Below are 22842 nucleotides of genomic sequence, written 5' to 3'. Positions count from 1 at the left end.
CGCGCCATGAGCCAGCCCGCGCTGCACATCGCCACCTACAACATCCACAAGGGTTTCTCGCAGTTCAACCGGCGGATGATGGTGCATGAGTTGCGCGAGCGGCTGCGCCACCTCAACCCGGACATCGTCTTCCTGCAGGAAGTCCAGGGCCTGCACCTCGGCCACGCCGAGCGGCATGCCGACTGGCCGGGTCGGCCGCAGCACGAGTTCCTCGCCGACGAGATCTGGCAGTCGGCCTACGGCCGCAACATGATTTACGACCACGGCCACCACGGCAACGCGATCCTGTCGCGCTTTCCCATCCTGCACGCGCACAACCAGGACGTGACCCACCTGCAGTTCGAGAAGCGCGGCATGCTGCACTGCCGGATCGAGCTGCCGCAAGGGCCGGCGGCGCACTGCGTGTGCGTGCACCTGTCGCTGTTCGGGCATTCGCGGCGACGTCAGATGGACGCGCTGGCCGATTACCTCGACAGCCTCGACCAACCCGATGCGCCGCTGATCGTCGCCGGCGATTTCAACGACTGGCGCAGCCGCGCCTGCGAGCATCTGGCCCGCCGCCTGCATCTGCAGGAGGTCTTTTCGCACGCGGTCGGCGGCCGTCCGGTGCGCAGCTTTCCGGCGGCGATGCCGATGTTCCGGCTCGACCGCATCTACGTGCGCGGCTTCAATGTACAGTCCACCGCCGTGCATTACGGCCCGCCATGGTCGGCAATCTCCGACCATGCGGCGCTCTCGGCTTTTCTGACGAGGCATGGCACCTGATTTCGTCGCCGGCAACCGCCTGACGCTGCTCGAATCCGGGCGCGAGTACTTCCCTGCGCTGCTCGCCGCGCTCGCCGGCGCCGAGCGCGAGATCTACCTGGAAAGCTACATCTTCGCCGACGACCCTGTCGGCCACGAGGTCGCTTCGGCACTGTGCGCGGCGGCACGTCGTGGCGTCATCGTCAATGTCACGGTCGACGGCTTCGGCGCCCGCAATTTCGCCGAGGACTTCCGCCCGCGCCTGGCCGAGGCGGGTGTTCGTTCGCTGTTCTACCGGCCGGAAATCGGCCGCTTCCATTTCCAGCGCCATCGCCTGCGCCGGCTGCACCGCAAGCTGGTCGTGATCGACGGACGCGTCGCCTTCGTCGGCGGCATCAACATCGTCGACGACGACAACGCGCCGGAGGAGATGCGTCCGCGTTACGACTACGCGGTGCGCATCGAAGGTCCGGTGCTGGCGCAGGTGCACCACGCAGCACGGCGGATGTGGGAAATCGTCACCTGGGTCAATTTCCGCCGCCGCTTCCGCCTGGCGCCCATCGTCAAGCCCTGCTGCGAAGCCGTCGGCGACCAGCGGGCCGCGTTCCTGATCCGCGACAACATCCGCCACCGCAACGACATCCTTCACGCCTACATCGACGCGATCGACGCCGCCGTTGACGAAATCCTGATCGCCAACGCCTATTTCCTGCCCGGCATCCGCTTCGGCCGCGCCATCTTTGCCGCCGCCCGCCGTGGCGTGCGCGTCACCGTGCTGCTCCAGGGCAAGTCCGACCATCCGCTGCTCCACTACGCAACGCAGACGCTCTACGCCACCGGGCTCAAGGCCGGCATCCGCATCTTCGAGTACGAGAAGAGCTTCCTGCACGCCAAGGTCGCGGTCATCGACGGCAAATGGGCAACCGTCGGCTCGTCGAACATCGACCCGTTCAGCCTGCTGCTGGCCAAGGAAGCCAACCTGGTCGTGCACGACCGGCGCTTCGCCGGCGAGCTGCGCGCCAGCCTCTACACCGCCATGCAGGACGGCAGCCGCGAAATGCTGGCCGAGGACATCCTGCGCCAGCCCTGGCCCTCGCGTCTCCTGCGCTGGCTGAGCTACGGCATCGTCCGCCTGCTGGTCGGCATCGCAGGCTACGGCGATCGCCACTGGCGGGCCGAGGATCGGGTCAAGCCGCCGTCGCCGGAGCGCTGATCGCTGCCTGCCGGGGAATCGCGGCAAACGACCAGTGGGCGGAAGCCCAGTCCCAGACCTCGGCGACCGTCGCCCGGCCCAGTTCAGCCGCTACCGGCTGCCCGAGGAAAGCCAATGCCCGCACCAGTTCGGCCGCTGCCTTGCCGCTTTCCAGCGCTGGCGCCAGCGTCTGCTTCGACCACTTTTCACCGGCCGTGTTGGTCGCCACCGGCAGGTGCGCGTAGCGTGGCGTCGGGTAGCCGAGGCAACGCTGCAGCCAGATCTGGCGCGGCGTCGAGGCGAGCAGGTCGGCGCCGCGAACGACATCGGTAATCCCCTGGAAACGGTCGTCGACGACCACTGCCAGCTGGTAGGCGAACAACCCGTCGGCACGGCGCAGGACGAAATCGCCGACATCGTCTTCGAGCTGCTGGACGACTTCGCCTTGCAGACGGTCGACAAAAGGCATCGGGATATTGTCGACGCGCAACCGCCAGGCCCTCGGTGCCGCGCCCGGCGCCAGGCCGCTGCGACAGGTGCCGGGATAGACCAGGCCGCCGTCGATTGCCGGCCGCGTTGTTCGGGCGGCGATTTCCTTGCGCGAGCAGGTACAGGGATAAGCCAGTCCGGCCGCATTCAGTTCGGCCAGCGCCGCCGCGTAGGCCTCGTCGCGCGTACTCTGCCAGAGCACTTCCCCGTCCCAGGCAAAACCGAAGGCGTCGAGCGTGCGCAGGATGTCGTCGGCAGCACCGGGGACGTTACGCTCGGCATCGACGTCCTCCATGCGTACCAGCCATTCGCCGCCATGCGCCTTGGCATCGAGGTAACTGGCGACGGCGGCGATCAGGGAACCGAAGTGCAACGCACCGGTCGGCGACGGCGCGAAACGACCGCGATAACGCGGTGTTTCCGGCGCGGAAGCGGGCGGTTGAATTTTGTTACACACGTTCCGGAAACTCGTACGCAGAATTAGCACTCTCAGTCGCAGAGTGCTAACATATATTCATCAGTTGAAGGAGGATTCTACGCTATGACCCAAGCCCTGGCGCTACCAGTCCCCGCAGCAATCGGCAACATCGACGCCTACATTCAGGTGGCGAACCGTTACCCGATGTTGTCCGAGGCGGAAGAGACGCGGCTGGCCGAGCGTTTCCGCGACGACGGCGATGTCGATGCCGCGCGTCAGCTCGTCCTTTCGCACCTGCGTCTCGTCATTTCCATCGCCCGCGGTTACCTCGGCTACGGCCTGCCGCACGCCGACCTGATCCAGGAAGGCAACATTGGCCTGATGAAGGCGGTCAAGCGCTTCGATCCGTCGCGCGGCGTCCGTCTGGTGTCGTTCGCCATGCACTGGATCAAGGCCGAGATTCACGAGTACATCCTGAAGAACTGGCGCCTGGTCAAGGTCGCCACGACCAAGGCCCAGCGCAAGCTGTTCTTCAACCTGCGCAGCCAGAAGGCCGGTTACGAGGGTGTCGACACCCTGTCCGGCACCCAGGCTGCCGAAGTCGCCGAACGCCTTGGCGTCAAGCGCGAGGAAGTCGTCGAGATGGAGACCCGGCTGTCCGGCCGCGATCTCGCCCTCGAAGGCAACCCGGACGACGGCGACGATGCCTTTGCCCCGATCGATTACCTGGCCGACAGCCGCTACGAGCCAACCCGCATGCTTGAGAACAAGGCCCGCGCCACGCTCGAAAGCGACGGCCTGCAGCAGGCGCTGGGCGCCCTCGACCCGCGCAGCCGGCGCATCGTCGAGGCGCGCTGGCTGGCCGAAGGCGAAGCGGCAACGCTGCACGAACTGGCCGCCGAATTCGACGTTTCGGCCGAGCGCATCCGCCAGATCGAAGCCAAGGCGCTGCAGAAAATGCGCGGCCTGCTGGTCAGCTGAGCGGGCAGATTACCCAGCCACGAATACATCGCCGAATACCGCCCGGGCATTGTCGTCGGCCCGGGCGGCCAGGGCCGCGACCGGTATACCGCGCAGCGCGGCGATTTCTGCGGCAATGCGCGGCAATTCGCCCGGCGCGTTGCGCCCGCGCCCGAGCCAGGCCGGCGGGATGTCCGGCGCATCGGTTTCCAGCACGATGCTGTCGTCGGGCAGGGTGGCCGCCAGTTCGCGGATGCGGCGCGAGCCCGAAAAAGTCGCGGCGCCACCAAACCCGAGTTTGAAGCCCAGCTTGATGAAGGCATCGGCTTGCTGCCGGCTACCGTTGAAGGCATGGGCGATGCCACCGCGGACACCGATGCGGCGCAATTCGTGCAGGACGGCGTCGACGGCACGGCGGACATGCAGGATGACCGGCAGGTCGAACTCTCGCGCCAGCTTCAACTGAGCGACGAAGAGCTCGGTCTGCCGCGCCACGTCGCAGCCCGTCACGAAGAAATCCAGGCCGATTTCACCGACGGCCACCGGCTGCTCGGCTTCCAGCCACGCGCGCAGCACGGCCAGATCCTGTGGTCCGGCCTGGTCCACATAAAGCGGGTGAATGCCGTAGGCCGCCACGCAACCCGGCAATCCGGCCAGGGCCTGTTTCTGAGCGGGAAAAGCCGACACCGCCACACCCGGCACGACGATGCCGCTGACACCGGCGGCCCGGGCGGCGGCGTACACCGCGCCCCGATCGGCGGCGAATTCGGCCGCGTCCAGGTGGCAGTGGGTATCGATCATCCGCGCAGGAAGGGAAACTCCGGTACCGGCCGGCGCCCGCCAACCAGATCGGCCAGGGCCGCGCCGGAACCGCAGGCCATGGTCCAGCCCAGGGTACCGTGGCCGGTGTTGAGCCACAGGTTGCTCAGGCGGCTGCGGCCGATGAGCGGCACATTCGACGGCGTTGCCGGACGCAGGCCGCACCAGAACGCCGGCTCGCCCTCGACCGCCAGCTTGGGGAAAAGCTGACGGGTACGATCGATCAGAGCCTGGCAACGCACCGGGTCGGCACTCAGATCGTAACCGTTGAACTCGGCTGTTCCGGCCACCCGCAGGCGATTGCCGAGGCGGGAGAAGACCAGTTTACGTTCGTCGTCGGTGATGCTGACGCTCGGCGCATGGCTGTCGTCGGCCAGGGTCAGGGTTGCCGAATAGCCCTTGGCCGGATAGACCGGCAAGCCGATACCGAGCGGGCGCAGCAGCAGCGGCGAATAGCTGCCCAGCGCCAGCACGTAGGCATCGGCAGTCAGTAATCGCGGGCCGCCCTCACCATTGACGACCACGGCGGCCACCTGGCCACCGGCGCTGGCGATACGCTCGACCTCGACGCCGTACTGGAATATCACACCGGCCTGACGCGCGCGCTCGGCCAGGGCCTGGGTAAAACGGTGGGCATCGCCCGATTCGTCGCTGGCCGTGTAGTCGCCCCCGACCAGAATATCGGCCGCACCGGCCAGCGCCGGTTCGATCGCCACGCAGGCGGCGGCGTCCAGCATTTCGCGCTCGAGACCGTGCCGCGCCATCAGCCGGGCGGCCGACATGGCCGCCGCCAGTTCGCCCCGGTCGGTGTAGACATGCAGGATGCCGCGCTGCAACTGGTCATAGTCGAGCGCCAGTTCCTCGCGCAAGATTTGCAGCCGTCGCCGACTGTCGAGCGCCAGCGCCAGGATCGCGGCGACATTGGCCTGGACGCGACCGGGCAGGCATTCGCGCAGGAAGCGCAATCCCCACAACCATTGCTGCGGATCCGCCCGCCAGTGCCACAGCAGCGGCGCATCGCGCCGTCCCAGCCATTTCAGCAGGCGCGGCAGGACATGGGGATTGGCCCAGGGCTCGGCGTGAGAGACGGAAATCTGCCCACCGTTGGCAAAGCTGGTTTCCATGCCGGCGGCCGGCTGGCGGTCGACCACCGTGACTTCGTGACCGGCGGCCTGCAAGTACCAGGCACTGCAGGTTCCGACAACGCCAGCCCCCAGCACCAGGATTTTCAAGCCTCGCCTCCCCTTTCACGGGCGATGCGGGTGACTTCCGGCAAATGGCGGATACCGCGCATGACGGCGGCCAGATGATTGCGGTTGGCCACCTGGATGGTGAAGTTCAGGGTCGTGAACAAGCGCTCGGGATCGGCTTCCATGGCGACGTGTTCGATATTCGAACCGGCCTCGGAAATGGCCGCCGCGACCTGTGCCAGCACGCCGCGCTTGTTCTTGACCTCGACCTTGATGCGCAACTCGAACAGCTTGCCCTCTTCCGGCTCCCACTCGACGTCGATCCACTTCTGCGGTTCGCTCGAACGCGATTTGCGGATCACCGGACAGTCGTGGGTGTGGATGACCATGCCGCTGCCCTTGCGGATCGAACCGATGATCGGGTCGCCGGGAATCGGCTGGCAACAGGGCGCCAACTGGATGGCCATGCCTTCGTTGCCGTGGATGGCCAGCGTCAGGCCGCCGGGCACAGCCGCCGCCATGTCCTCGCGCGCCAGCAGGCGACGGGCAACCACCGACGGTAGGCGCTTGCCCAGACCGATGTCGGCATAGACCTCGTCCAGCGAATTCTGGCCGCTGGCCTTGACCAGAGAATCCCAGGCCGTCGCCGGAATCGAGATCGGCACCACGCCCAGCGACAGCAACTCCTGGCGCAACAGACGCTCGCCCAGCCGCGCCGACTCCTCGTTCTGCGTCGTGCGCAGGAAATGGCGGATCTTGCTGCGCGCCCGACCGGTCTTGACGTAACTCAGCCACACCGGATTCGGCGTCGCATCCGGCGCGGTGATGATCTCGACCAGATCGCCGTTCTTCAGCTCGGTACGCAGCGGCGCCAGTTCATGATTGATGCGCGCCGCCGAACAGTGATTGCCGACGTCGGTATGCACCGCGTAGGCAAAATCTACGACGGTGGCGCCTTGCGGCAGCGCCATGATCTTGCCCTTGGGCGTGAAGATATAGACCTCGTCGGGGAACAGGTCGATCTTGACGTCCTCGAAGAACTCGGCGGAATTGCCCGACTGGGACTCAAGCAGCGACTGCAGCCACTTGTGGGTCTTGATCTGCAACTCGGCGCTGCTCTCGTTGCCATCCTTGTACAACCAGTGCGAGGCAACGCCGTCCTGGGCGACATGGTGCATGTCGCGGGTGCGAATCTGAACTTCCACCGGCGTCCCGTAGGGACCGATCAGCGTCGTGTGCAGCGACTGGTAACCGTTGGCCTTGGGAATCGCGATGTAGTCCTTGAACTTGCCGGGCACCGGCTTGAACAGGCTGTGCAGGGCGCCCAAGGCGAGATAGCAGCTGGGCACGTTATCGACCACCACGCGGAAACCGTAGATGTCGAGCACCTGCGAGAAGGACAGTTGCTTGTCCTTCATCTTGCGGAAAATCGAGTACAGGCTCTTTTCCCGGCCGAACACTTCGGCGGTCAGCCCGGCATGCGCCAGCTTGTCGCAGATGCCTTCCTGAATGCGCGCCAGCAGTTCCTTGCGATTGCCCTTGGCAATGCGCAGCGCCTTGGCCAGCACTTCGGCCCGATGCGGGTAGATCAGGCGGAAGGAGGTATCCTGCAACTCGCGGTAAAGCTTGTTCAGGCCCAGGCGCAAAGCAATCGGCGCGTAGATTTCCAGGGTTTCGCGGGCGATACGAATGCGCTTGTCGGCGCGCATCGCCGACATCGTCTGGATGTTGTGGTGCCGGTCGGCCAGCTTGATCAGCACGACGCGCAGGTCGCGCGCCATGGCCATCAACATCTTGCGGAAATTCTCGGCCTGCGCTTCCTGATAGGAAGCAAACTCCATCTTGTCGAGCTTGGACAGGCCATCGACCAGATCGGCGACTTCCCTGCCGAACTTCTCCGTCAGTTCCTGCTTGGTCGCCCCGGTGTCCTCCATCGTGTCGTGCAGCAAGGCAGCACAGATCGCGTCGGCGTCCATGCACCATTCGACGACGGCGCCGGCAACGGCAAGCGGATGGGTGATGTAGGGCTCGCCCGACATGCGCTTCTGGTGCGCATGCGCCTTGGCGGCGAAGGCGTACGCCGACTTGATGCGTTCGACATCAGCGGGCGGGAGGTAATCGAGGCTATCGAGGAAGACGCGGTAAGCGTCTTCCTGGTAATCGGGCGGAAGCGTGGGCGCAGGCTCCATCAGGCTTCACCGCCCCGGACGATTAGGCTTGGCCGCGATTGAGGACTTCCACGCCGACCTTGCCCAGCGCCATTTCGCGCAAGGCGATGACGGTCGGCTTGTCCTTGTCGACCTCGACCAGCGGCGTCGCGCCGTTGGCGATCTGGCGGGCGCGATGGGCGGCGGCCAGGGTCATCTGGAAACGGTTCGGAATCCTCTTCAGGCAATCATCGACGGTAACGCGAGCCATGGTCTAACCTCTATTCAATTTTTCAAAGCAAACGGGAAAACAACGCGGGATGCTGCAGGCGCTGCTTGCCCGGACTCAGGCGCGAACTGCGCACGATGGCACGCAAATCCTGCAAGGCCTGATCCAGTTGGTCGTTAATGATAGCATAGTCGAACTCCCCGACATGGCGCATCTCCGCTTCTGCCGCGGCAAGACGACGCTCGATGACGTCCTGCGCATCGGTGCCGCGCCCAGTCAGCCGCCGGCTCAGTTCGTCCATCGACGGCGGCAGGATGAAGATGCCGATCGCCGCCGGGAACAGCTTCCTGACCTGCTGCGCGCCCTGCCAGTCGATCTCGAGCAGCACGTCGTGACCGGCTGCCAACTGGTCGCCGATCCATTTCTTCGAGGTGCCGTAGAAGTTGCCGTGCACCTCCGCCCACTCCAGAAACTCGTCGCCGGCGATCATGCTGCGGAAGCGGTCGACGCTGACGAAGTGATATTCCCGCCCATCCTGCTCGCCCGGCCGCGGCGCGCGCGTGGTGAAAGAAATCGACAGATGGACACTGGTTTCCTCGGCCAGCAGCATGCGCACCAGCGTGGTCTTGCCGGCACCGGACGGCGCCGCGACGACATAGAGATTCCCGGACATGGTCAGTAGTCTCCTGGCGTCATTCAAGGTTTTGAATCTGTTCGCGCATCTGCTCGATCAGCAGCTTGAGCTCCATCGCCGCCTGCGAGACTTCGGTGATGGCGGATTTGGAGGCCAGCGTATTGGCTTCGCGATTGAGTTCCTGCATCAGGAAATCAAGGCGCTTGCCGCAGGCGCCACCAGCCTTGAGCACCCGCTCGACCTCGTCGAGGTGGGTGGTCAGCCGGGACAGTTCCTCGGCCACGTCGATGCGCGTGGCAAACACGGCAACTTCCTGCAGGATGCGGTCGTCGCTCGCATTGCCCAGCGCCTCGAGCAGGCGCTGGCGCAGCTTCTCGGTAAACAACGCCTGCGCCTCCGGAATGCGCGGCGCAACATCGCCGACGATCCGGCGCATGGCGCCGACCCGGTCGACGATCGTCTGCGCCAGCTTGGCGCCCTCGCGCCCGCGGCTTGCCGTGAATTCGTCGAGCACCTCGTTGGCCAGCGCGAGCACCACCGGCCCCAGGGCGGCAAAGTCCACGCCCTGCTCGCCGAACATGCCCGGCCAGCGCAAGGCTTCGTTGACCGACAGCGGCGCCGCATCCGGCAACCGGCTGCGGACCTGGGCACCCAGCGCGCTCAAGGCATCGAGCAAATCGGTATTGATCTGCAACTGCTCGCCGCGGGCGGCGGTGGCGTTGAAATTCAGGCGGCACTCGACCTTGCCCCGGTTCAGTCGCTTGGCGAGCAGCTCGCGCAACGGCATTTCCATCGCGCGCAGGTCTTCGGCAACGCGAAAATGAAAATCGAGATAGCGGGAATTGACGCTTTTTATTTCCAATTGCAGCGTTCCGCGCTCAAGATCGCGGGTTTTCACTGCATATCCGGTCATGCTGCAAATCATCGGGGCTTGCTCTCCAGCTTTACAGGTCGGACAACACGCCCGACAATGCCTGTCGATTGCATCATAACCGCGAGATCGATGGCGCAACAAGCCAACCACCCGCTACCCGGCGGCCACCAGCTGGAGGAGTACACGATCGACCGCCAGTTGTCGCTGGGCGGTTTTTCCATCGTGTACCTCGCCCGCGATCCCGAGGGAACACAGGTGGCAATCAAGGAATACCTGCCCAACAGCCTGGCATTGCGGGCCAAGGGCGACATCAAGCCGATCATCAGCGACGACCACCTCGGCGCTTTCCGCTACGGCATGAAGTGTTTCTTCGAGGAAGGCCGGGCGCTGGCCCGACTCTCGCATCCGAACGTGATCCGCGTGCTGAATTTCTTTCGCGCCAACGAAACGGTCTACATGGTCATGGAGTACGAACACGGCCGCACGCTGCAGGAATTCATCCACAAGCACCAGGGCCATGTCTCGGAACGCTTCATCCGCGGCGTGTTCACCCGCATGCTCAACGGCTTGCGCGAGGTGCACTCGCACAAGCTGTTGCACCTCGATCTGAAGCCCTCGAACATCTACCTGCGCGGCGACAATTCCCCAGTCCTGATCGATTTCGGCGCGGCCCGGCAGACCCTGGCCAGCGACCAGCCCATGCTCAAGCCGATGTACACCCCGGGCTTTGCCTCGCCCGAACACTACGGCGAACGCAGGAACCTCGGCCCGTGGAGCGACATTTACAGCGTCGGCGCCTCGATGTATGCCTGCCTCGCCGGTTCGGCACCGCAAGCGGCCGACGAGCGCCTGAAGAAGGACACCCTGACCCCGGCCATGGTGCGCTGGGAAGGCCAGTTCTCCGACCGCCTGCTGGAAATCATCGACTGGTGCCTCAACCTCAACCACCTGTATCGCCCGCAGAGCGTCTTTGCGCTGCAGAAGGCATTGGTGGCCGACATCCATCCGCCGCACATCCGTCCACCGGGTAACTGGCTTGGGCGTTTCGTGGGTAAATTCCGGAGCCCCCCGAGATGAGATTCACCATCTACCAGGACAGCCGCCAGGGTGGTCGCAACAACAACGAAGACCGCACCACCTACTGCTATTCCCGCGACGCGCTGCTGATGGTCGTCGCCGACGGCATGGGCGGGCATCATCACGGCGAGATCGCGGCCCAGATCGCCGTCCAGAGCCTGGCCAGCGCCTTCCAGCACGAAGCCAGGCCGCACCTGGACGATCCCTTCCGCTTCCTGCAGAAGGCGATGACCAATGCCCACCACGCCATCCTCGATTACGCGGCCAAACACCGCCTGTCGGACTCGCCGAGAACCACCTGCGTCGCCTGCATCATCCAGGACAACGTCGCCTACTGGGCGCACGCCGGCGACTCGCGCCTGTTCCTGATGCGCGGCGGCCGGATCATCGCCCAGACCAAGGATCACTCGCGCATCCGCCTGCTGCTCGAAGAAGGCCTGATCACCGAGGCCCAGGCCGAGCGCCACCCGGATCGCAACAAGATCTACAGCTGCCTGGGCAGCCCGTCGGCACCGGAAATCGATTTCTCGCGCAAGACCCCGCTCGAACACGGCGACATCGTCCTCCTTTGCAGCGACGGTCTGTGGGGCGTGATCGCAGGCGAGAAAATCGCCCCGGCGCTGCACGGCCAGAACCTGCTGCAGGCGGCACCGTTGCTGATGAACCAGGCCGAAGCACGCGGTGGCCTGCATGGCGACAACCTGTCGGTGGTCGCCGTGCACTGGGAAGACAATTACGTCGAAGCGCTGAGCAGCGCCATTTCGACACAGACCATGCCGGTCGACGAGGTCACCACCAAACTCGAAGAGTTCGGCCGCAACCCGAGCTACAAGAGCGATCTTTCCGACGACGAGATCGAGGCGGCAATCGAGGAAATCCGCGCCGCCATCGACAAGTACAACCCGAAGAAATAAAGGAATCCCCATGCGTCCCAGCCAGCGCCAGCCGGATCAACTCCGCGCCGTCCGCATCACCCGCAACTTCACCCGCCACGCCGAAGGTTCGGTGCTGATCGAGATGGGCGACACGCGCGTGCTGTGCACCGCCTCGGTCGAGGAAAGCCTGCCGCCCTTCCTGCGCGGCAAGGGCCAGGGCTGGGTCACCGCCGAATACGGCATGCTGCCACGCTCGACGCACACCCGCAGCGCGCGCGAAGCGGCCAAGGGCAAGCAGACCGGCCGCACCCAGGAAATCCAGCGCCTGATCGGCCGCAGCCTGCGCGCCGTGACCGACCTCAAGGCGCTCGGCGAACGCCAGATCACCCTCGACTGCGACGTCCTGCAGGCCGACGGCGGCACCCGCTGTGCCTCGATCACCGGCGCCTGGATCGCCCTCTACGAAGCCTGCGAGAAGCTGGTGCAGGCCGGCAAGCTGGCGGCCAACCCGGTCAAGGACCATGTCGCCGCGATCTCGGTCGGCATCTACGAAGGCAGCGCCGTGCTCGACCTCGACTACCCGGAAGACGCCAACTGCGACACCGACATGAACGTCATCATGACCGGTAAAGGCGGCATCGTCGAAGTCCAGGGCACGGCCGAAGGCGAACCCTTCACCCGCGAACAGATGAACGTGCTGATGGACCTCGCCCAGATGGGCATCCGCCAGCTCGTCGCCGAACAGCAAAGCGCGCTCGCCGCATGAAAAAGCTCGTCCTCGCCTCGAACAACGCCAAGAAGATGAAGGAGCTCAACGCGCTCCTGGCGCCGCTCGGCTTCGAAGTCATCCCGCAAGGCCAGCTCGGCATTCCGGAAGCCGAGGAACCGCACTGCACCTTCGTCGAGAACGCATTGGCCAAAGCCCGCCACGCCGCCCAGCACAGTGGCCTGCCAGCGCTCGCCGACGACTCCGGTCTGTGCGTCAAGGCGCTCGGCGGCGCCCCCGGCGTGATCTCCGCCCGCTATGCCGGCGAACCGAAATCCGACGCCCGCAACAACGAAAAGCTGCTCGCCGACCTCGCCGGCCAGGCTGACCGCCGCGCCCACTTCGTCAGCTGCCTGGTCCTCTGCCGCAGCGCCGACGACCCGCAACCGATCATCGCCGAAGGCGAATGGCACGGCGAAATCGTCGACCAATACCGCGGCGACGGCGGCTTTGGCTACGACCCGCTGTTCTTCGTCCCGGAATTCGGCCAGACCGCCGCCGAACTCGACGCCGACACGAAAAACCGCGTCTCGCACCGCGGCCGGGCCATGCAGAAACTGATCGAGCGGCTGCCGGAGCTCTGAGCCTCAAAGAAATAGCGAGGGCGAGGAAACCAAGGAGGAAAGCAACATGAGCCCGGATCAGCCAAAGCGTTTTCCAGCCTTGCCGGCCCAAGAAGCCCTCACTGTCGAATTCAAGAGCGACCGCAAACGTCTGTCCGATGACGAACTGGTCGAAGCCCTGGTTTGTCTCGCCAACACCGATGGCGGCGAACTCTGGCTGGGCGTCGAGGACGATGGCACGCCGACGGGCCTACACGAAACACATCAGAATCTGACCGGCTTACCGGGGTTGGTAGCAGCCAGAACATCACCGTCGTTGTCAGTTACGGTCGAGGCGATAACGCTCGCCGGCCACCAGCTTGCACGGATTCGCGTTGGTCAAGCGGCTTCCGAAGTAGCGACGACCGCCGGCAAGTACCTGCGTCGGCGCCTCAAACCGGATGGCACGCCCGAGTGCGTCGCCCTGCTACCCCACGAACGCAGCAGCCGCGCCAGCCGTTTTGGCCTGGTGGATGCGTCGGCGCAAGCGGTGGCAGGTGCCGTACTGTCCGATCTCGACCCGCTTGAGCGCGAGCGCCTGCGCCAGACGGTGGAGCAGTACGGGGGCGACCGGGTCTTGCTGGATCTGGACGATGAAGCCATGGATGGCGCCCTGGGATTTACAACACGAAACGCCACTGGCGAACGCGTGCCGACCCTGACGGGCCTGCTCGTCATCGGTCGGGAAAATGCCTTGCGCGATAAGGTGCCGACCCATGAATTCGCCTTTCAGGTACTGGCAAGGGAAGCGGTCGCTTTCAACGAGTTCCGGCGTTATCCGCTATTGAAGGCGCTGGATTGGCTGGAAACCAATTTCCGCCCATACAACCCGGAAAAGGAAATTCAGGTCGGTCTATTTCGCGTGCCGGTACCCAAAGTGGACATGGGTGCGTTTCGTGAAGCCCTGGCCAATGCGTTGGTACATCGCGATTACCACCGTTTGAGTGCGGTGCATGTGCGGCTGGACGATGAAGGCCTGACCATCAGCAATCCCGGCGGACTAGTGGAAGGAGTCACTCTGAGCAACCTGCTGACCACCGAACCCCGTCCGCGCAACCGGGCGCTGGCCGACGCCATGAAGCGTATCGGCGTCGTCGAGCGCTCGGGGCGTGGCGTAGACAAGATTTACCGCGGCATGCTGCGTTTTGGCCGCCCGGAGCCAGACTACAGCCGAACCGATGACAACAGTGTCATCCTGCGCTTGGCGACCGTGGCCGCGGATGAAGTTTTTTTACAGTGGCTGGTTGAACAGGAGGGGCGCCAAAGCGGAACCCCGTTGCCCATAGACAGTCTGATTGCCTTGGCCGCATTACGCGAGCACAAGCGACTGAACGCCGAGGAACTGGCACTCCACATTCAGCGTGACTCAACACGGGCGAGACGCACACTGGAACAGTTGCTGGAGGCTGGCTTGGTGGAGGCACACGGCAATACGCGCAGCCGTAGCTACACGCTCTCGGTAGACATGTACCACGCCAAGGGAGACAAACTAGCCTATACCCGGCAAGTCGGTTTCAGTCAGGTACAACAACCGGAAATGGTGCTCAACTACGTTCGGCAACATGGTCGCATTCAGCGCAGTGAAGTCATGGCTTTATGCCACCTGAGCGAAAACCAGGCCAAGGCGTTGCTTCAGCGCCTGAAAAATGATGGCCGTTTGGCACAACACGGAGTGAGGCGCTGGACCTTCTACACATTGGGCGAGAACCAATCTTTGTGAGCCCCTATGGGCATCTATGGGCATCTATGGGTTTCTATGGGTTTCTATGGATTAATCCGCTATTGAATCCGATTTCATGACTCCAACCCGCACCATCCCGATTTTTGCCGAAACCTCACGGTCGACCGCAAAAAACCCCGAAAAACCGCTCGAATTCCGCAAATCCCCGGTCCTCTCGCTCTACGTCCATATCCCGTGGTGCGTGCGCAAGTGTCCGTATTGCGACTTCAACTCGCACGAGAACGGCGGCGAGATTCCCGAGCGGGAGTACGTCGATGCGCTGATCGCCGACCTGCAGTCGGCGCTGCCGCTGATCTGGGGCCGGCCGGTGCAGACGGTGTTCTTCGGCGGCGGCACGCCCAGCCTGCTGTCGGCGGGCGCCATCGACGAGCTGATCGGCGCCTTCCGGGCGCTGGCGATGCTGTCGCCGGAGGCCGAGATCACGCTCGAAGCCAATCCCGGCACGGTCGAGGCTGGCAAGTTCGCTGGCTTTCGCGCTGCCGGGGTCAATCGGCTGTCGCTCGGCATCCAGAGCTTCAACGACGAACACCTCAAGGCGCTCGGCCGCATCCACGGCAGCGCCGAAGCGAAACGCGCGGCGCAACTGGCCGGCGAGCACTTCGAGCGCTTCAACCTCGACCTGATGTACGGCCTGCCTTATCAAACGCAGGCGCAAGCGCTCGCCGACATCGACACCGCGCTGTCCTTCGCGCCGCCGCACCTCTCCTGCTACCAGCTGACGCTGGAGCCGAACACGCACTTCGCCGCCTTCCCGCCCGACCTGCCCGAAGGCGACCTGTGCGCCGACATGCAGGAAGCCATCGAGGCCCGGCTGGCCGCCGCCGGCTACGCCAACTACGAAACCTCGGCCTTCGCCCAGCCCGGCCGGCAGTGCCTACACAACCTCAACTACTGGCATTTCGGCGACTACCTCGGCATCGGCGCCGGCGCCCATTCCAAGCTGACGCTGCACGACCGCGTGCTGCGCCAGATGCGCCACAAGCACCCCAAGGCCTATCTGGAAAACGTCCGCGCCGGCCGACCGATCCAGGAAGAACACAACGTCGCCGCCGCCGAACTGCCCTTCGAATTCATGATGAACGCGCTGCGCCTGGCCGACGGCTTCGCCCCCAGCCTGTTCGAACTGCGCACCTCGCGGCCGCTGACCGCGATCCTGCCGCAACTCAAGGCAGCGCAAGCCGACGGCCTGCTCGACATCGGCCCGGAAAAGATCGCGCCGACCGCCAAGGGCCGGCGCTTCCTCAACGTGCTGCTGGAACGCTTCCTCTAGCCGCCGACCGGCGTACACAGCTCGACCAGGAAACCCTCCAGGTCGGCCACGTAAGCCACCGTCTGCCCCCAGGGCATCGCCTCCGGCGCCTGCACCAGGCGCGCCCCGGCCGCCACCGCGCGGTCGACCGCCGCCGCGACATCGTCGCAGACGAAAGCAATCTCGAAACTGGGCGCACCGCTGACCGGCGCCGACGGCTGCTTGCCCAGCTGGCGCATCAACGCCCGCGAGGAAAAGGCGAGCGCCGTGCCGCCGGTCTCCAGCTCGCCGAAATCGCCGCTCTCATGCAGAAAGCGCACGCTCAGCCCGAAGGCGGCAACGTAGAAGTCGAGCGTCCGGCGGACGTCGTCGACGTAAAGGATGGTGTAGCCGAATTTCATCGGACGCTCCCGGCAGACGCCGCCCGGCCTCAGCCGAACAGCCCGCCCTTCTTCAGCATGCCCAGCCCCTGCGCCAGCAGGTCGCCGCCTTCCGGCAGCTTGCCGCCCGGCGTCAGTTGATCGACCAGACCGGGCAGGAAATCGGCCAGCCCGTTCGCCGCTTCCTGCGGCGCCATCCCGGCCTGCCCGGCCAGCTTGCCGAGGAAGTCGCCACCGAGCACCGAACTCAACTGATCGCCCGAGATCGGCAGATTTTTGCCGGTCGACACCCAGGAATTGATGATCTCGCCCAACCCGCCCTGCTGGAAAGCCTGCACCAGCCCGCCGATGCCGCCCGGATACTGATTGACCAACTGCATGGCCATCTCGGCCAGCCCGTTACCCTTGCCACCGAGTGCATTGGCGGCCAGCCCGCCGACTACCTGATCGAGAAGACCCATGATTCGCTCCTGAGGGGGGGAAAGCCCCCATCGTACCGGGGCGGGGTGGAGGGTTGGTTAAGAATTGTGATGACAAAGGACATAGGCCACTCACCGCTCTTCAAAGAGATAGTCATATCTCTCTGGCAGCAAGGCAAACTCTCCCCATCCCAACCTCGATATACACAGCCCGATACCGCTTTCGGTAACCCTCCCATACATGATCACTATTCGATGCACAGAATCGTCATCGATACCGTGATCGCGACTGGAAGCGTCTGTAGCTTTAAGGCAGAAATCCTTTTGCCCTTCCTTTCCAGGGTACTCAAGGAAAGTCATTCTGATGTTTTGAGGCCCATGCCCCATATTTTTGGAGTGAACAATGCGTCCAAAATACAACCTAGGAACATCACAAGCCTCACTTACATCGCGAACATCTATGAGTTGATCCTCAAGAGTTCTAGCAACCTGCTGCTCAGGAAGCAGAAAGTACTTGTACAAATTTTCTTCAAATCTCCGACAAAGACCTCTCACAGTAGTAATCCTGCGAGGGAGATTAAACACCTCCCCTCTATGACGACCAATCGCCACTAAAGTGGGGAGCCCATTGATGTCTTCGTTGGGTTCCCTGTCATAAACACCTGGACCATCCACCTCAGGGGGGACTGGCTTCTCTGTCATGAATGATTGAATGAGGACCAACTCGCCATCCTCGATAGCCTGCCTTGCCTCCTCCTCATTTTCATATCGCTTACCCTCTGCCTGCTTTACGCGAAGGCTACACTCAGTGTCTACCCCTCTGGTGTGGGCATAGAAAGCTCTTCTTCCGTCGGCTGCATAATCCCTACCTTCAGGGGATCTAAACAGCGGGGCACAACACTCAGGACAGAATAGATGCCCCTTCATGTCAGCGCTGTAATCCAAGGGGGGGACGTTGTCGGCTGTTCTACGCAGGTAAGCTTTATCTCCACCATGAAATTCCCACTCTCTCAGGTACAAGGCGTACTTAATTCGATTTGCGTCATTCATGGGATGCACTCAGCAGTTGGATATTTGTTTAACTAAAAAGACTTTGTTCACAGGAAGGGTGACTAGTTTATTTGAGAAATACCATAGACATTATCCTTATTGGAAAAGCAAAAATGCTGTTAAACAGCTCCAGAAAAATTAGACGACCGGTCTAATCAAGCGCACAATCCCCCCATGAAAACCCGTCACGACAACACCCGCCAGCATGTCCTTGAAACCGGCCAGCGCATCATTGCCGGCAAGGGCTTTGCCAGTGTCGGGTTGAACGAGATTCTGACCGCGGCCGGGGTGCCCAAGGGGTCGTTCTACCATTACTTCGAGTCCAAGGAGCAGTACGGGCAGGCGCTGCTGGAGGACTACTTTGCGCGCTACCTGGCCGATCTCGATGCGCTGTTCGCGGCCGAGGCGCTGAGTGCGCAGGAGCGGCTGGCGTGCTACTGGCAGCGCTGGCTGGACAAGCAGGCGGCGTGCGCCGAGCAGCAGTGCCTGGTGGTCAAGCTGGGCGGCGAGGTGGCGGATTTGTCCGATCCGATGCGCGAGACGCTGCGCGACGGCACCGGGCAGATCGTCAGCCGCATTGCCCAGTTGCTCGAAACAGGCATGGCCGATGGTTCGATCCCGCCGCTCGATGCCGCCGCGACGGCGCAGACGTTGTACCAGTTGTGGCTGGGCGCCAGCCTGCTGGCCAAGTTGCAGCGCCAGGCGCAGCCGCTGGAGAATGCCTTGCAGTTCACCCGGCGGTTGCTCAGTTGCTGATCAACCGTTGATTTAATTCCGGGCCGTCCGTCGACGGCCATTTTTTGATGCAAGAAACTAGACGACCGGTCTAATCAACCTCAGGAGAATCGACATGACCACTTTGTTCGACCCGATCCAGATCGGCGACATCGCCCTCGCCAACCGCATCGTGATGGCGCCGCTGACGCGCAATCGCGCCCTTGCCGGCAACTGCCCCGGCCCGCTGACCGTCGAGTATTACCGCCAGCGCGCCACCGCCGGCCTGATCATCGCCGAGGCCAGCCCGATTTCGCCGATGGCGCAGGGCTACCTCGACACGCCGGGCATCTGGTCGGCCGAGCAGGTCGCCGCCTGGCGCGCCGTGACCGACGCCGTGCATGCCGAGGGCGGCAAGATCGTGCTGCAGTTGTGGCACGTCGGTCGCATTTCGCATGTCTCGCTGCTGCCGGACGGCGCCGCGCCGGTGTCGTCGACTGCCCGCACCGCCGAGGCGAGCACCTTCACCCGCGACGGTTTCGTGCCGGTGTCGGCGCCGCGCGCCCTGCGCGACGACGAGCTGCCTGGCCTGGTCGAGGACTATCGCAAGGCGGCGCGCAACGCCATCGCCGCCGGCTTTGACGGCGTCGAGATCCACGCCGCCAACACCTACCTGCTCGAACAGTTCCTGCGCGACAGCGTCAATGACCGCAGCGGCCCCTACGGCGGCAGCATCGAAAACCGCGCCCGCCTGTTGTTCGAGGTGGTCGGCGCCATCGTCGGCGAGATCGGCGCCGGCCGCACCGGCATCCGCCTCAGCCCGCTGACCACCTTCACCGCGCCGCTCGACAGCAACCCGCAGGCGCTCTACGGCTACGTGATCGACAAGCTGGCCGGCTACGGCCTGGCCTTCCTGCACATCATCGAAGGCGAAACCGGCGGCACGCGCACGCCGGCGGCCAGCTTCGACTACGCCGCCGCGCGCCGCGCCTTCAAGGGGCCGTGGCTGGTGAACAACGGCTACACCAAGGCGCTGGCCGAGCAGGTGATCGCCGACGGCGGTGCCGACCTGATCGCCTTCGGCCGCGGCTTCATCGCCAACCCGGACCTCGTCCGCCGCCTGCGCGAAGGCGCGCCGTGGAACGAACTGCGCGCCGACAAGCTGTACGGCGGCGGCGCCGAGGGTTACACCGACTATCCGGCGCTGGCGTAAGCGACTAACCGGCCGGGGGGTGCGGCGTCGTACCGGCCTGCACCTCCGCCTCGGCCGGCGGCGAACTGGCCGGTACGTAAGGCAGGCGGATGGTGAACAGCGAGCCTTTGCCGGGCGTGCTGGTCAGTTCGAGGCGGCCGTGCATCAGTTGCACCAGATGATGGCTGATCACCAGCCCCAGGCCGGTGCCGCCAAAACGCCGGCTGATCGATGAATCGGCCTGCGCGAAAGGCTGGAACAGCCTGGCCTGCTCGGCTTCGCTGATCCCGATGCCGGTGTCGGCCACCGAAAAAACCAGCATCCCGTCGGCCGTCCCCGCCCGCAATCTGACCGAACCGGCATCGGTGAACTTCACCGCGTTTGTCAGCAGATTCAACAACACCTGTTCGATGCGCAGGGCATCGCCCACGCAACGCCGGGGCAGATCGGGCTGGCGTTCGAGCTCCAGGGACAGGCCCTTGCCTTCGGCCTGGGCCCGGGTCAGCAACAGGACGTGGGCCAGCATGTCGTCCAGCGAGAATTCGTGGGCTTCGATATGCAGCTTGCCGGCCTCGATCTTGGAAAAGTCGAGAATGTCGTCGATCACCCGCTGCAGCAGTTTCCCCGAATCGATGATGCGGGCGAAGGCCTGCTGTACCTCGGCCTGCTCGAAGCGACGCAGGCCGACCTGGGCCAGGCCGAGCATTCCGTTCAGGGGATTGCGGATTTCATGGCTCATGTTGGCCAGAAACTCGCTCTTGATCTCGGCCGTACGCTCGGCATCGCGCCTTGCCTTGTCCAGTTCGACTGTACGCTGGGCGACCATTTCCTCGAGTCGGTCGCGATGGCGGGCCAGTTCCTGCTCGCTGGCCTTCAGCGAGGCAACCTTGCGGGCGACTTCGCGGCGCAGCCAGAAATTGCCGGCGATGAACAGCAACAGCAGGGCAAGCAGTCCGCCCCCCACCGACCAGACCGTAGACGACAGACCGGCGACCGATTCCCCGCGCCCCCATTTGAGCAGGATCTTCTTGTAGCTTGCGTCGTCGCCATTGCGATTGTTGCGCAGCCAGCGGTCGATGGCCTGCAGCACCGTGGCGTCGCTGCCCTTGGGTGCGGCGAAATACAGGCGGGCCGGGTTGAACAGGATGGTGGTATCGCGCAAGCCAAGCCGGTCCATGTGCCGGTCGCCAAAGTGCTGGTTGGCCGCCACGACATCGGCCTCGCCGCGCGCAGTCATGGCGAAGGCCTCATCGAGCGACGGCGCCGTCAGCAAGGTCGCCTGCAGTCCGGATGCCTGCAGCAGTTCGGCCAGGAAACGCTGCTGGACCGAGCCTTCGAGTACGGCGATACGCTTGCCGTCGAGGTCCATGTAGCTGAGCACATGGACCGCCGGCCGCCGGTAAAGCTGGGACCAGCTCAACAGCGCGGGGATCGTGTGGAAGTCGTAGAGTTTTTCCCGGGGTTCGGTATATGCCACGTCGGGCATCAGGTCCAGTTCGCCGCCGGCCAGCAGTTGCAGGCAATCCAGCCAGTCGCAGCGAATGTAGCGCAGTTCCCAGCCCTCCGTGCGAGCCACCTCTTCGAGCAGGTCGACGAAGATGCCTTGCGGTCGGCCGCTGGCGTCGACGAAAACCTTGGGATTGTTCTGGTAAATGCCGACGCGCAACTCCCGCGGCTCGGCAATGGCAGGGCTGCACGCAAACAGACAAGCGAGGATCAGGGCGGCAAGTCGCACGGCTTCGATCAGGGGTTGATCATGCCGTCAATATACATCCAGATGCCGTTTTCCTTGATGAATCTGCTCAACTCGTGCAGACGATATCCGCGACCGGCGACGCGGTAACGGGCGACGAATTCGACCGTCGCATGTGTTTCGTCCTGCTGCCGGTGAGCACGCACTTCCAAGCCGAGCCATTTGCTGTCGTCGGCAGCGAGATCAAGCTCGCTCGGACGGGTCGAGGCGTGCCAGGTGGCGCGCAGGTAATCTTCGAGCTTGAGCACGTAGGCGGCGTAGCGCGAGCGCATCAGCACTTCGGCGGTTGGCGCGGTTTTTTCGCCGGCATGCAGCGGCCCGCAGCAGGCGGCATACGACTTGCCGCTGCCGCAGGGACAGGCTTCGTTGGGTTTCAGGCTTCCCACGGCGGGGTACCGGCCGCCGCCGGTGCCGACGCGGGCGCTTCGGCTTCGGTCTGCTCGCCGCCCAGGGCTTCGATCAGTTGCGGCAGGAAGCGCACCAGCTCGCCGGTCATCAATGCGAAATCGGCGTCGAACTGCTCGTCGGCGCGTTCGGCGCTTTTCTCGGCTTCCTCCTTGAGCAGATCGAGGAAGGCCAGGCGCTTGATCTCCAGCTTTTCGGTGAGGACAAAGCTGATTCGGTCGTCCCAGGTCAAGGCCAGGCGCGTCGGCAGTTTGCCGGCAGCAAGGTGAGCCTTCACTTCGTCGCCTTCCAGCGGATGGCGGACATAACGCACCGCCGCCTTTTCCTCGGCCACCGATTTCAGTTCGCAATCGCGATCGATGGTGAAACCGGCCGGCGCGTCGCCGCCGGCCAACCAGTCGGCCATCGCCGATTGCGGCGAAAGTTGCGTGTGCAGCGGCTTCAACGGGAATTCGTCGAGGCAGTGGCGCAGGTGTTCGATGACTTCCTCGGCCTTGGCCGGGCTGCCGGCGTCGACGACGAACCAGCCGTTGGTCGGGTCGATCCAGACGAAGCTGCTACGTTTCTTGGTGAAAGCACGCGGCATCAGTTCCTCGACGACGCGCTCCTTGATTTCCTTCATCTGCTTGCGGCCGGGCGGGTAACCCTGCTGGTCGGCGATCTGCTCGGCGCGTTCCTGCGCCGTTTCATTGACCACCGACGATGGCAGCAGGCGCTGCTCGACGGCCAGCGCGATCAGCCACTGGCGGTTGTTGCTGTAGATCAGCGCGCCATCTTTACGCGGCGACACCCAGCCACGCGACATCGGCTGGTTGGAGGGGCAGCGGGTGAATTCACCGCGCGCCAGTTGCTCGTCGAGCTTGGCCAGGTCGACCGCCCACGGCGTCGGCAGGCGGTAGATCTGCAGGTTCTTGAACCACATG

At 64.2% G+C, this 22842-nt stretch carries 24 protein-coding genes; 11 read left to right on the top strand and 13 right to left on the bottom strand.

Translation table 11 applies throughout. From position 1 onward, the window contains the following. Positions 1-6: 6 nt before the first annotated feature. On the top strand, positions 7-765 hold the full coding sequence (locus Q0799_RS04685; protein ID WP_298394885.1) for an endonuclease/exonuclease/phosphatase family protein: 759 nt from the start codon (positions 7-9) through the stop codon (positions 763-765). Further along, positions 755-1957 carry a cardiolipin synthase ClsB gene (gene clsB, locus Q0799_RS04680; RefSeq protein WP_298394882.1) on the top strand — a complete coding sequence of 401 codons (1203 nt, stop codon included), beginning with the start codon at positions 755-757 and terminating at the stop codon, positions 1955-1957. The genes Q0799_RS04685 and clsB overlap by 11 nt, the downstream gene beginning before the upstream one ends. Here clsB and gluQRS read toward each other — a convergent pair. Then, positions 1932-2882 carry a tRNA glutamyl-Q(34) synthetase GluQRS gene (gene gluQRS, locus Q0799_RS04675; RefSeq protein ID WP_298394878.1) on the bottom strand — a complete coding sequence of 317 codons (951 nt, stop codon included), beginning with the start codon at positions 2880-2882 and terminating at the stop codon, positions 1932-1934. The genes clsB and gluQRS overlap by 26 nt on opposite strands. Positions 2883-2966: 84 nt before the next feature. Here gluQRS and rpoH point away from each other — a divergent pair, with 84 nt between their 5' ends. Beyond that, on the top strand, positions 2967-3824 hold the full coding sequence (gene rpoH, locus Q0799_RS04670; protein ID WP_298394876.1) for an RNA polymerase sigma factor RpoH: 858 nt from the start codon (positions 2967-2969) through the stop codon (positions 3822-3824). Between the two features lie 9 nt (positions 3825-3833). On the opposite strand, the gene Q0799_RS04665 is transcribed toward rpoH, so the two are convergent. From Q0799_RS04665 to Q0799_RS04640, 6 genes are read right to left on the bottom strand one after another with little or no spacing between them, the layout of a single operon-like run. Then, positions 3834-4604, bottom strand: coding sequence for a TatD family hydrolase (locus tag Q0799_RS04665; RefSeq protein ID WP_298394873.1), 771 nt, complete (start codon positions 4602-4604; stop codon positions 3834-3836). Next, complete coding sequence (locus Q0799_RS04660; protein ID WP_298394870.1) at positions 4601-5854, bottom strand: D-amino acid dehydrogenase; 1254 nt, start codon at positions 5852-5854, stop codon at positions 4601-4603. Before Q0799_RS04660 ends, Q0799_RS04665 begins: the two co-directional genes overlap by 4 nt. After that, positions 5851-8001, bottom strand: coding sequence for a bifunctional (p)ppGpp synthetase/guanosine-3',5'-bis(diphosphate) 3'-pyrophosphohydrolase (locus tag Q0799_RS04655; RefSeq protein WP_298394868.1), 2151 nt, complete (start codon positions 7999-8001; stop codon positions 5851-5853). Before Q0799_RS04655 ends, Q0799_RS04660 begins: the two co-directional genes overlap by 4 nt. Before the next feature lie 22 nt (positions 8002-8023). After that, complete coding sequence (gene rpoZ, locus Q0799_RS04650; RefSeq protein ID WP_028993586.1) at positions 8024-8230, bottom strand: DNA-directed RNA polymerase subunit omega; 207 nt, start codon at positions 8228-8230, stop codon at positions 8024-8026. 22 nt (positions 8231-8252) lie between these two features. Beyond that, positions 8253-8861: a guanylate kinase gene (gmk, locus tag Q0799_RS04645; RefSeq protein ID WP_298394866.1), complete on the bottom strand. Its 609-nt coding sequence runs from the start codon at positions 8859-8861 to the stop codon at positions 8253-8255. Between the two features lie 19 nt (positions 8862-8880). Beyond that, positions 8881-9747, bottom strand: a complete 867-nt coding sequence (locus tag Q0799_RS04640) for a YicC/YloC family endoribonuclease (RefSeq protein ID WP_298394861.1) — start codon at positions 9745-9747, stop codon at positions 8881-8883. Between the two features lie 78 nt (positions 9748-9825). Here Q0799_RS04640 and Q0799_RS04635 point away from each other — a divergent pair, with 78 nt between their 5' ends. The 6 genes from Q0799_RS04635 to hemW all read left to right on the top strand — a co-directional run bounded on the left by Q0799_RS04635 (position 9826) and on the right by hemW (position 16027). Further along, a complete protein-coding gene (locus Q0799_RS04635; protein ID WP_298394857.1) occupies positions 9826-10773 on the top strand; it encodes a serine/threonine-protein kinase in 948 nt (315 codons plus the stop codon). After that, positions 10770-11687 (top strand): protein phosphatase 2C domain-containing protein, encoded by a 918-nt coding sequence (locus tag Q0799_RS04630; RefSeq protein ID WP_298394854.1) that lies wholly within the window; start codon positions 10770-10772, stop codon positions 11685-11687. The genes Q0799_RS04635 and Q0799_RS04630 overlap by 4 nt, the downstream gene beginning before the upstream one ends. A 10-nt stretch (positions 11688-11697) precedes the next feature. Continuing rightward, positions 11698-12414 carry a ribonuclease PH gene (gene rph, locus Q0799_RS04625; RefSeq protein ID WP_298394851.1) on the top strand — a complete coding sequence of 239 codons (717 nt, stop codon included), beginning with the start codon at positions 11698-11700 and terminating at the stop codon, positions 12412-12414. Further along, positions 12411-12998: an RdgB/HAM1 family non-canonical purine NTP pyrophosphatase gene (gene rdgB / locus Q0799_RS04620; protein WP_298394848.1), complete on the top strand. Its 588-nt coding sequence runs from the start codon at positions 12411-12413 to the stop codon at positions 12996-12998. The genes rph and rdgB overlap by 4 nt, the downstream gene beginning before the upstream one ends. 46 nt (positions 12999-13044) lie before the next feature. Beyond that, a complete protein-coding gene (locus Q0799_RS04615) occupies positions 13045-14736 on the top strand; it encodes a crosslink repair DNA glycosylase YcaQ family protein (RefSeq protein ID WP_298394845.1) in 1692 nt (563 codons plus the stop codon). Between the two features lie 76 nt (positions 14737-14812). Then, the gene (gene hemW / locus Q0799_RS04610) at positions 14813-16027 is read left to right on the top strand and encodes a radical SAM family heme chaperone HemW (protein ID WP_298394842.1); all 1215 of its coding nucleotides are present in this window, start codon (positions 14813-14815) and stop codon (positions 16025-16027) included. Here the strand turns inward: hemW and Q0799_RS04605 are convergent. The 3 genes from Q0799_RS04605 to Q0799_RS04595 form a co-directional block, all read right to left on the bottom strand. Continuing rightward, positions 16024-16407 carry a VOC family protein gene (locus Q0799_RS04605; protein WP_298394839.1) on the bottom strand — a complete coding sequence of 128 codons (384 nt, stop codon included), beginning with the start codon at positions 16405-16407 and terminating at the stop codon, positions 16024-16026. The two genes, hemW and Q0799_RS04605, sit on opposite strands and share 4 nt — an antisense overlap. 29 nt (positions 16408-16436) lie before the next feature. Further along, positions 16437-16847 carry a YidB family protein gene (locus Q0799_RS04600; protein WP_298394836.1) on the bottom strand — a complete coding sequence of 137 codons (411 nt, stop codon included), beginning with the start codon at positions 16845-16847 and terminating at the stop codon, positions 16437-16439. Between the two features lie 90 nt (positions 16848-16937). Continuing rightward, positions 16938-17855 (bottom strand): hypothetical protein, encoded by a 918-nt coding sequence (locus Q0799_RS04595; protein WP_298394834.1) that lies wholly within the window; start codon positions 17853-17855, stop codon positions 16938-16940. 174 nt (positions 17856-18029) lie between these two features. On the opposite strand from Q0799_RS04595, the gene Q0799_RS04590 reads away from it, so the two are divergent. Both Q0799_RS04590 and Q0799_RS04585 read left to right on the top strand, forming a co-directional pair. Next, positions 18030-18611 carry a TetR/AcrR family transcriptional regulator gene (locus Q0799_RS04590; RefSeq protein WP_298394832.1) on the top strand — a complete coding sequence of 194 codons (582 nt, stop codon included), beginning with the start codon at positions 18030-18032 and terminating at the stop codon, positions 18609-18611. A gap of 94 nt (positions 18612-18705) precedes the next feature. Then, positions 18706-19782 (top strand): alkene reductase, encoded by a 1077-nt coding sequence (locus tag Q0799_RS04585; protein ID WP_298394829.1) that lies wholly within the window; start codon positions 18706-18708, stop codon positions 19780-19782. A 4-nt stretch (positions 19783-19786) separates the two neighbouring features. On the opposite strand, the gene Q0799_RS04580 is transcribed toward Q0799_RS04585, so the two are convergent. Genes Q0799_RS04580 through Q0799_RS04570 form a run of 3 tightly spaced genes read right to left on the bottom strand, consistent with a single transcriptional unit; the run spans position 19787 to position 22841 of the window. Continuing rightward, positions 19787-21496 (bottom strand): ATP-binding protein, encoded by a 1710-nt coding sequence (locus Q0799_RS04580; RefSeq protein WP_298394828.1) that lies wholly within the window; start codon positions 21494-21496, stop codon positions 19787-19789. 8 nt (positions 21497-21504) lie between these two features. Beyond that, positions 21505-21900 (bottom strand): YchJ family metal-binding protein, encoded by a 396-nt coding sequence (locus tag Q0799_RS04575; RefSeq protein WP_366940767.1) that lies wholly within the window; start codon positions 21898-21900, stop codon positions 21505-21507. Next, a complete protein-coding gene (locus tag Q0799_RS04570) occupies positions 21888-22841 on the bottom strand; it encodes a recombination-associated protein RdgC (protein WP_298394825.1) in 954 nt (317 codons plus the stop codon). Before Q0799_RS04570 ends, Q0799_RS04575 begins: the two co-directional genes overlap by 13 nt. Position 22842: the final 1 nt, after the last annotated feature.

Origin of the sequence: uncultured Azonexus sp., from assembly GCF_937982035.1 — a bacterium.
In the GTDB taxonomy this organism is placed as follows: domain Bacteria; phylum Pseudomonadota; class Gammaproteobacteria; order Burkholderiales; family Rhodocyclaceae; genus Azonexus.
The sequence above is the reverse complement of the archived record's forward strand: the minus strand, read 5'-3'. Positions and strand labels throughout refer to the sequence as shown.

Coding starts and splice junctions, on each gene's coding strand:
- Q0799_RS04685 (WP_298394885.1), top strand. CDS start 7: ATGAGCCAGCCCGCGCTGCACATCGCCACCTACAACATCCACAAGGGT.
- clsB (WP_298394882.1), top strand. CDS start 755: ATGGCACCTGATTTCGTCGCCGGCAACCGCCTGACGCTGCTCGAATCC.
- rpoH (WP_298394876.1), top strand. CDS start 2,967: ATGACCCAAGCCCTGGCGCTACCAGTCCCCGCAGCAATCGGCAACATC.
- Q0799_RS04665 (WP_298394873.1), bottom strand. CDS start 4,604: ATGATCGATACCCACTGCCACCTGGACGCGGCCGAATTCGCCGCCGAT.
- Q0799_RS04655 (WP_298394868.1), bottom strand. CDS start 8,001: ATGGAGCCTGCGCCCACGCTTCCGCCCGATTACCAGGAAGACGCTTAC.
- rpoZ (WP_028993586.1), bottom strand. CDS start 8,230: ATGGCTCGCGTTACCGTCGATGATTGCCTGAAGAGGATTCCGAACCGT.
- gmk (WP_298394866.1), bottom strand. CDS start 8,861: ATGTCCGGGAATCTCTATGTCGTCGCGGCGCCGTCCGGTGCCGGCAAG.
- Q0799_RS04640 (WP_298394861.1), bottom strand. CDS start 9,747: ATGATTTGCAGCATGACCGGATATGCAGTGAAAACCCGCGATCTTGAG.
- Q0799_RS04635 (WP_298394857.1), top strand. CDS start 9,826: ATGGCGCAACAAGCCAACCACCCGCTACCCGGCGGCCACCAGCTGGAG.
- Q0799_RS04630 (WP_298394854.1), top strand. CDS start 10,770: ATGAGATTCACCATCTACCAGGACAGCCGCCAGGGTGGTCGCAACAAC.
- rph (WP_298394851.1), top strand. CDS start 11,698: ATGCGTCCCAGCCAGCGCCAGCCGGATCAACTCCGCGCCGTCCGCATC.
- rdgB (WP_298394848.1), top strand. CDS start 12,411: ATGAAAAAGCTCGTCCTCGCCTCGAACAACGCCAAGAAGATGAAGGAG.
- Q0799_RS04615 (WP_298394845.1), top strand. CDS start 13,045: ATGAGCCCGGATCAGCCAAAGCGTTTTCCAGCCTTGCCGGCCCAAGAA.
- hemW (WP_298394842.1), top strand. CDS start 14,813: ATGACTCCAACCCGCACCATCCCGATTTTTGCCGAAACCTCACGGTCG.
- Q0799_RS04605 (WP_298394839.1), bottom strand. CDS start 16,407: ATGAAATTCGGCTACACCATCCTTTACGTCGACGACGTCCGCCGGACG.
- Q0799_RS04600 (WP_298394836.1), bottom strand. CDS start 16,847: ATGGGTCTTCTCGATCAGGTAGTCGGCGGGCTGGCCGCCAATGCACTC.
- Q0799_RS04595 (WP_298394834.1), bottom strand. CDS start 17,855: ATGAATGACGCAAATCGAATTAAGTACGCCTTGTACCTGAGAGAGTGG.
- Q0799_RS04590 (WP_298394832.1), top strand. CDS start 18,030: ATGAAAACCCGTCACGACAACACCCGCCAGCATGTCCTTGAAACCGGC.
- Q0799_RS04585 (WP_298394829.1), top strand. CDS start 18,706: ATGACCACTTTGTTCGACCCGATCCAGATCGGCGACATCGCCCTCGCC.
- Q0799_RS04570 (WP_298394825.1), bottom strand. CDS start 22,841: ATGTGGTTCAAGAACCTGCAGATCTACCGCCTGCCGACGCCGTGGGCG.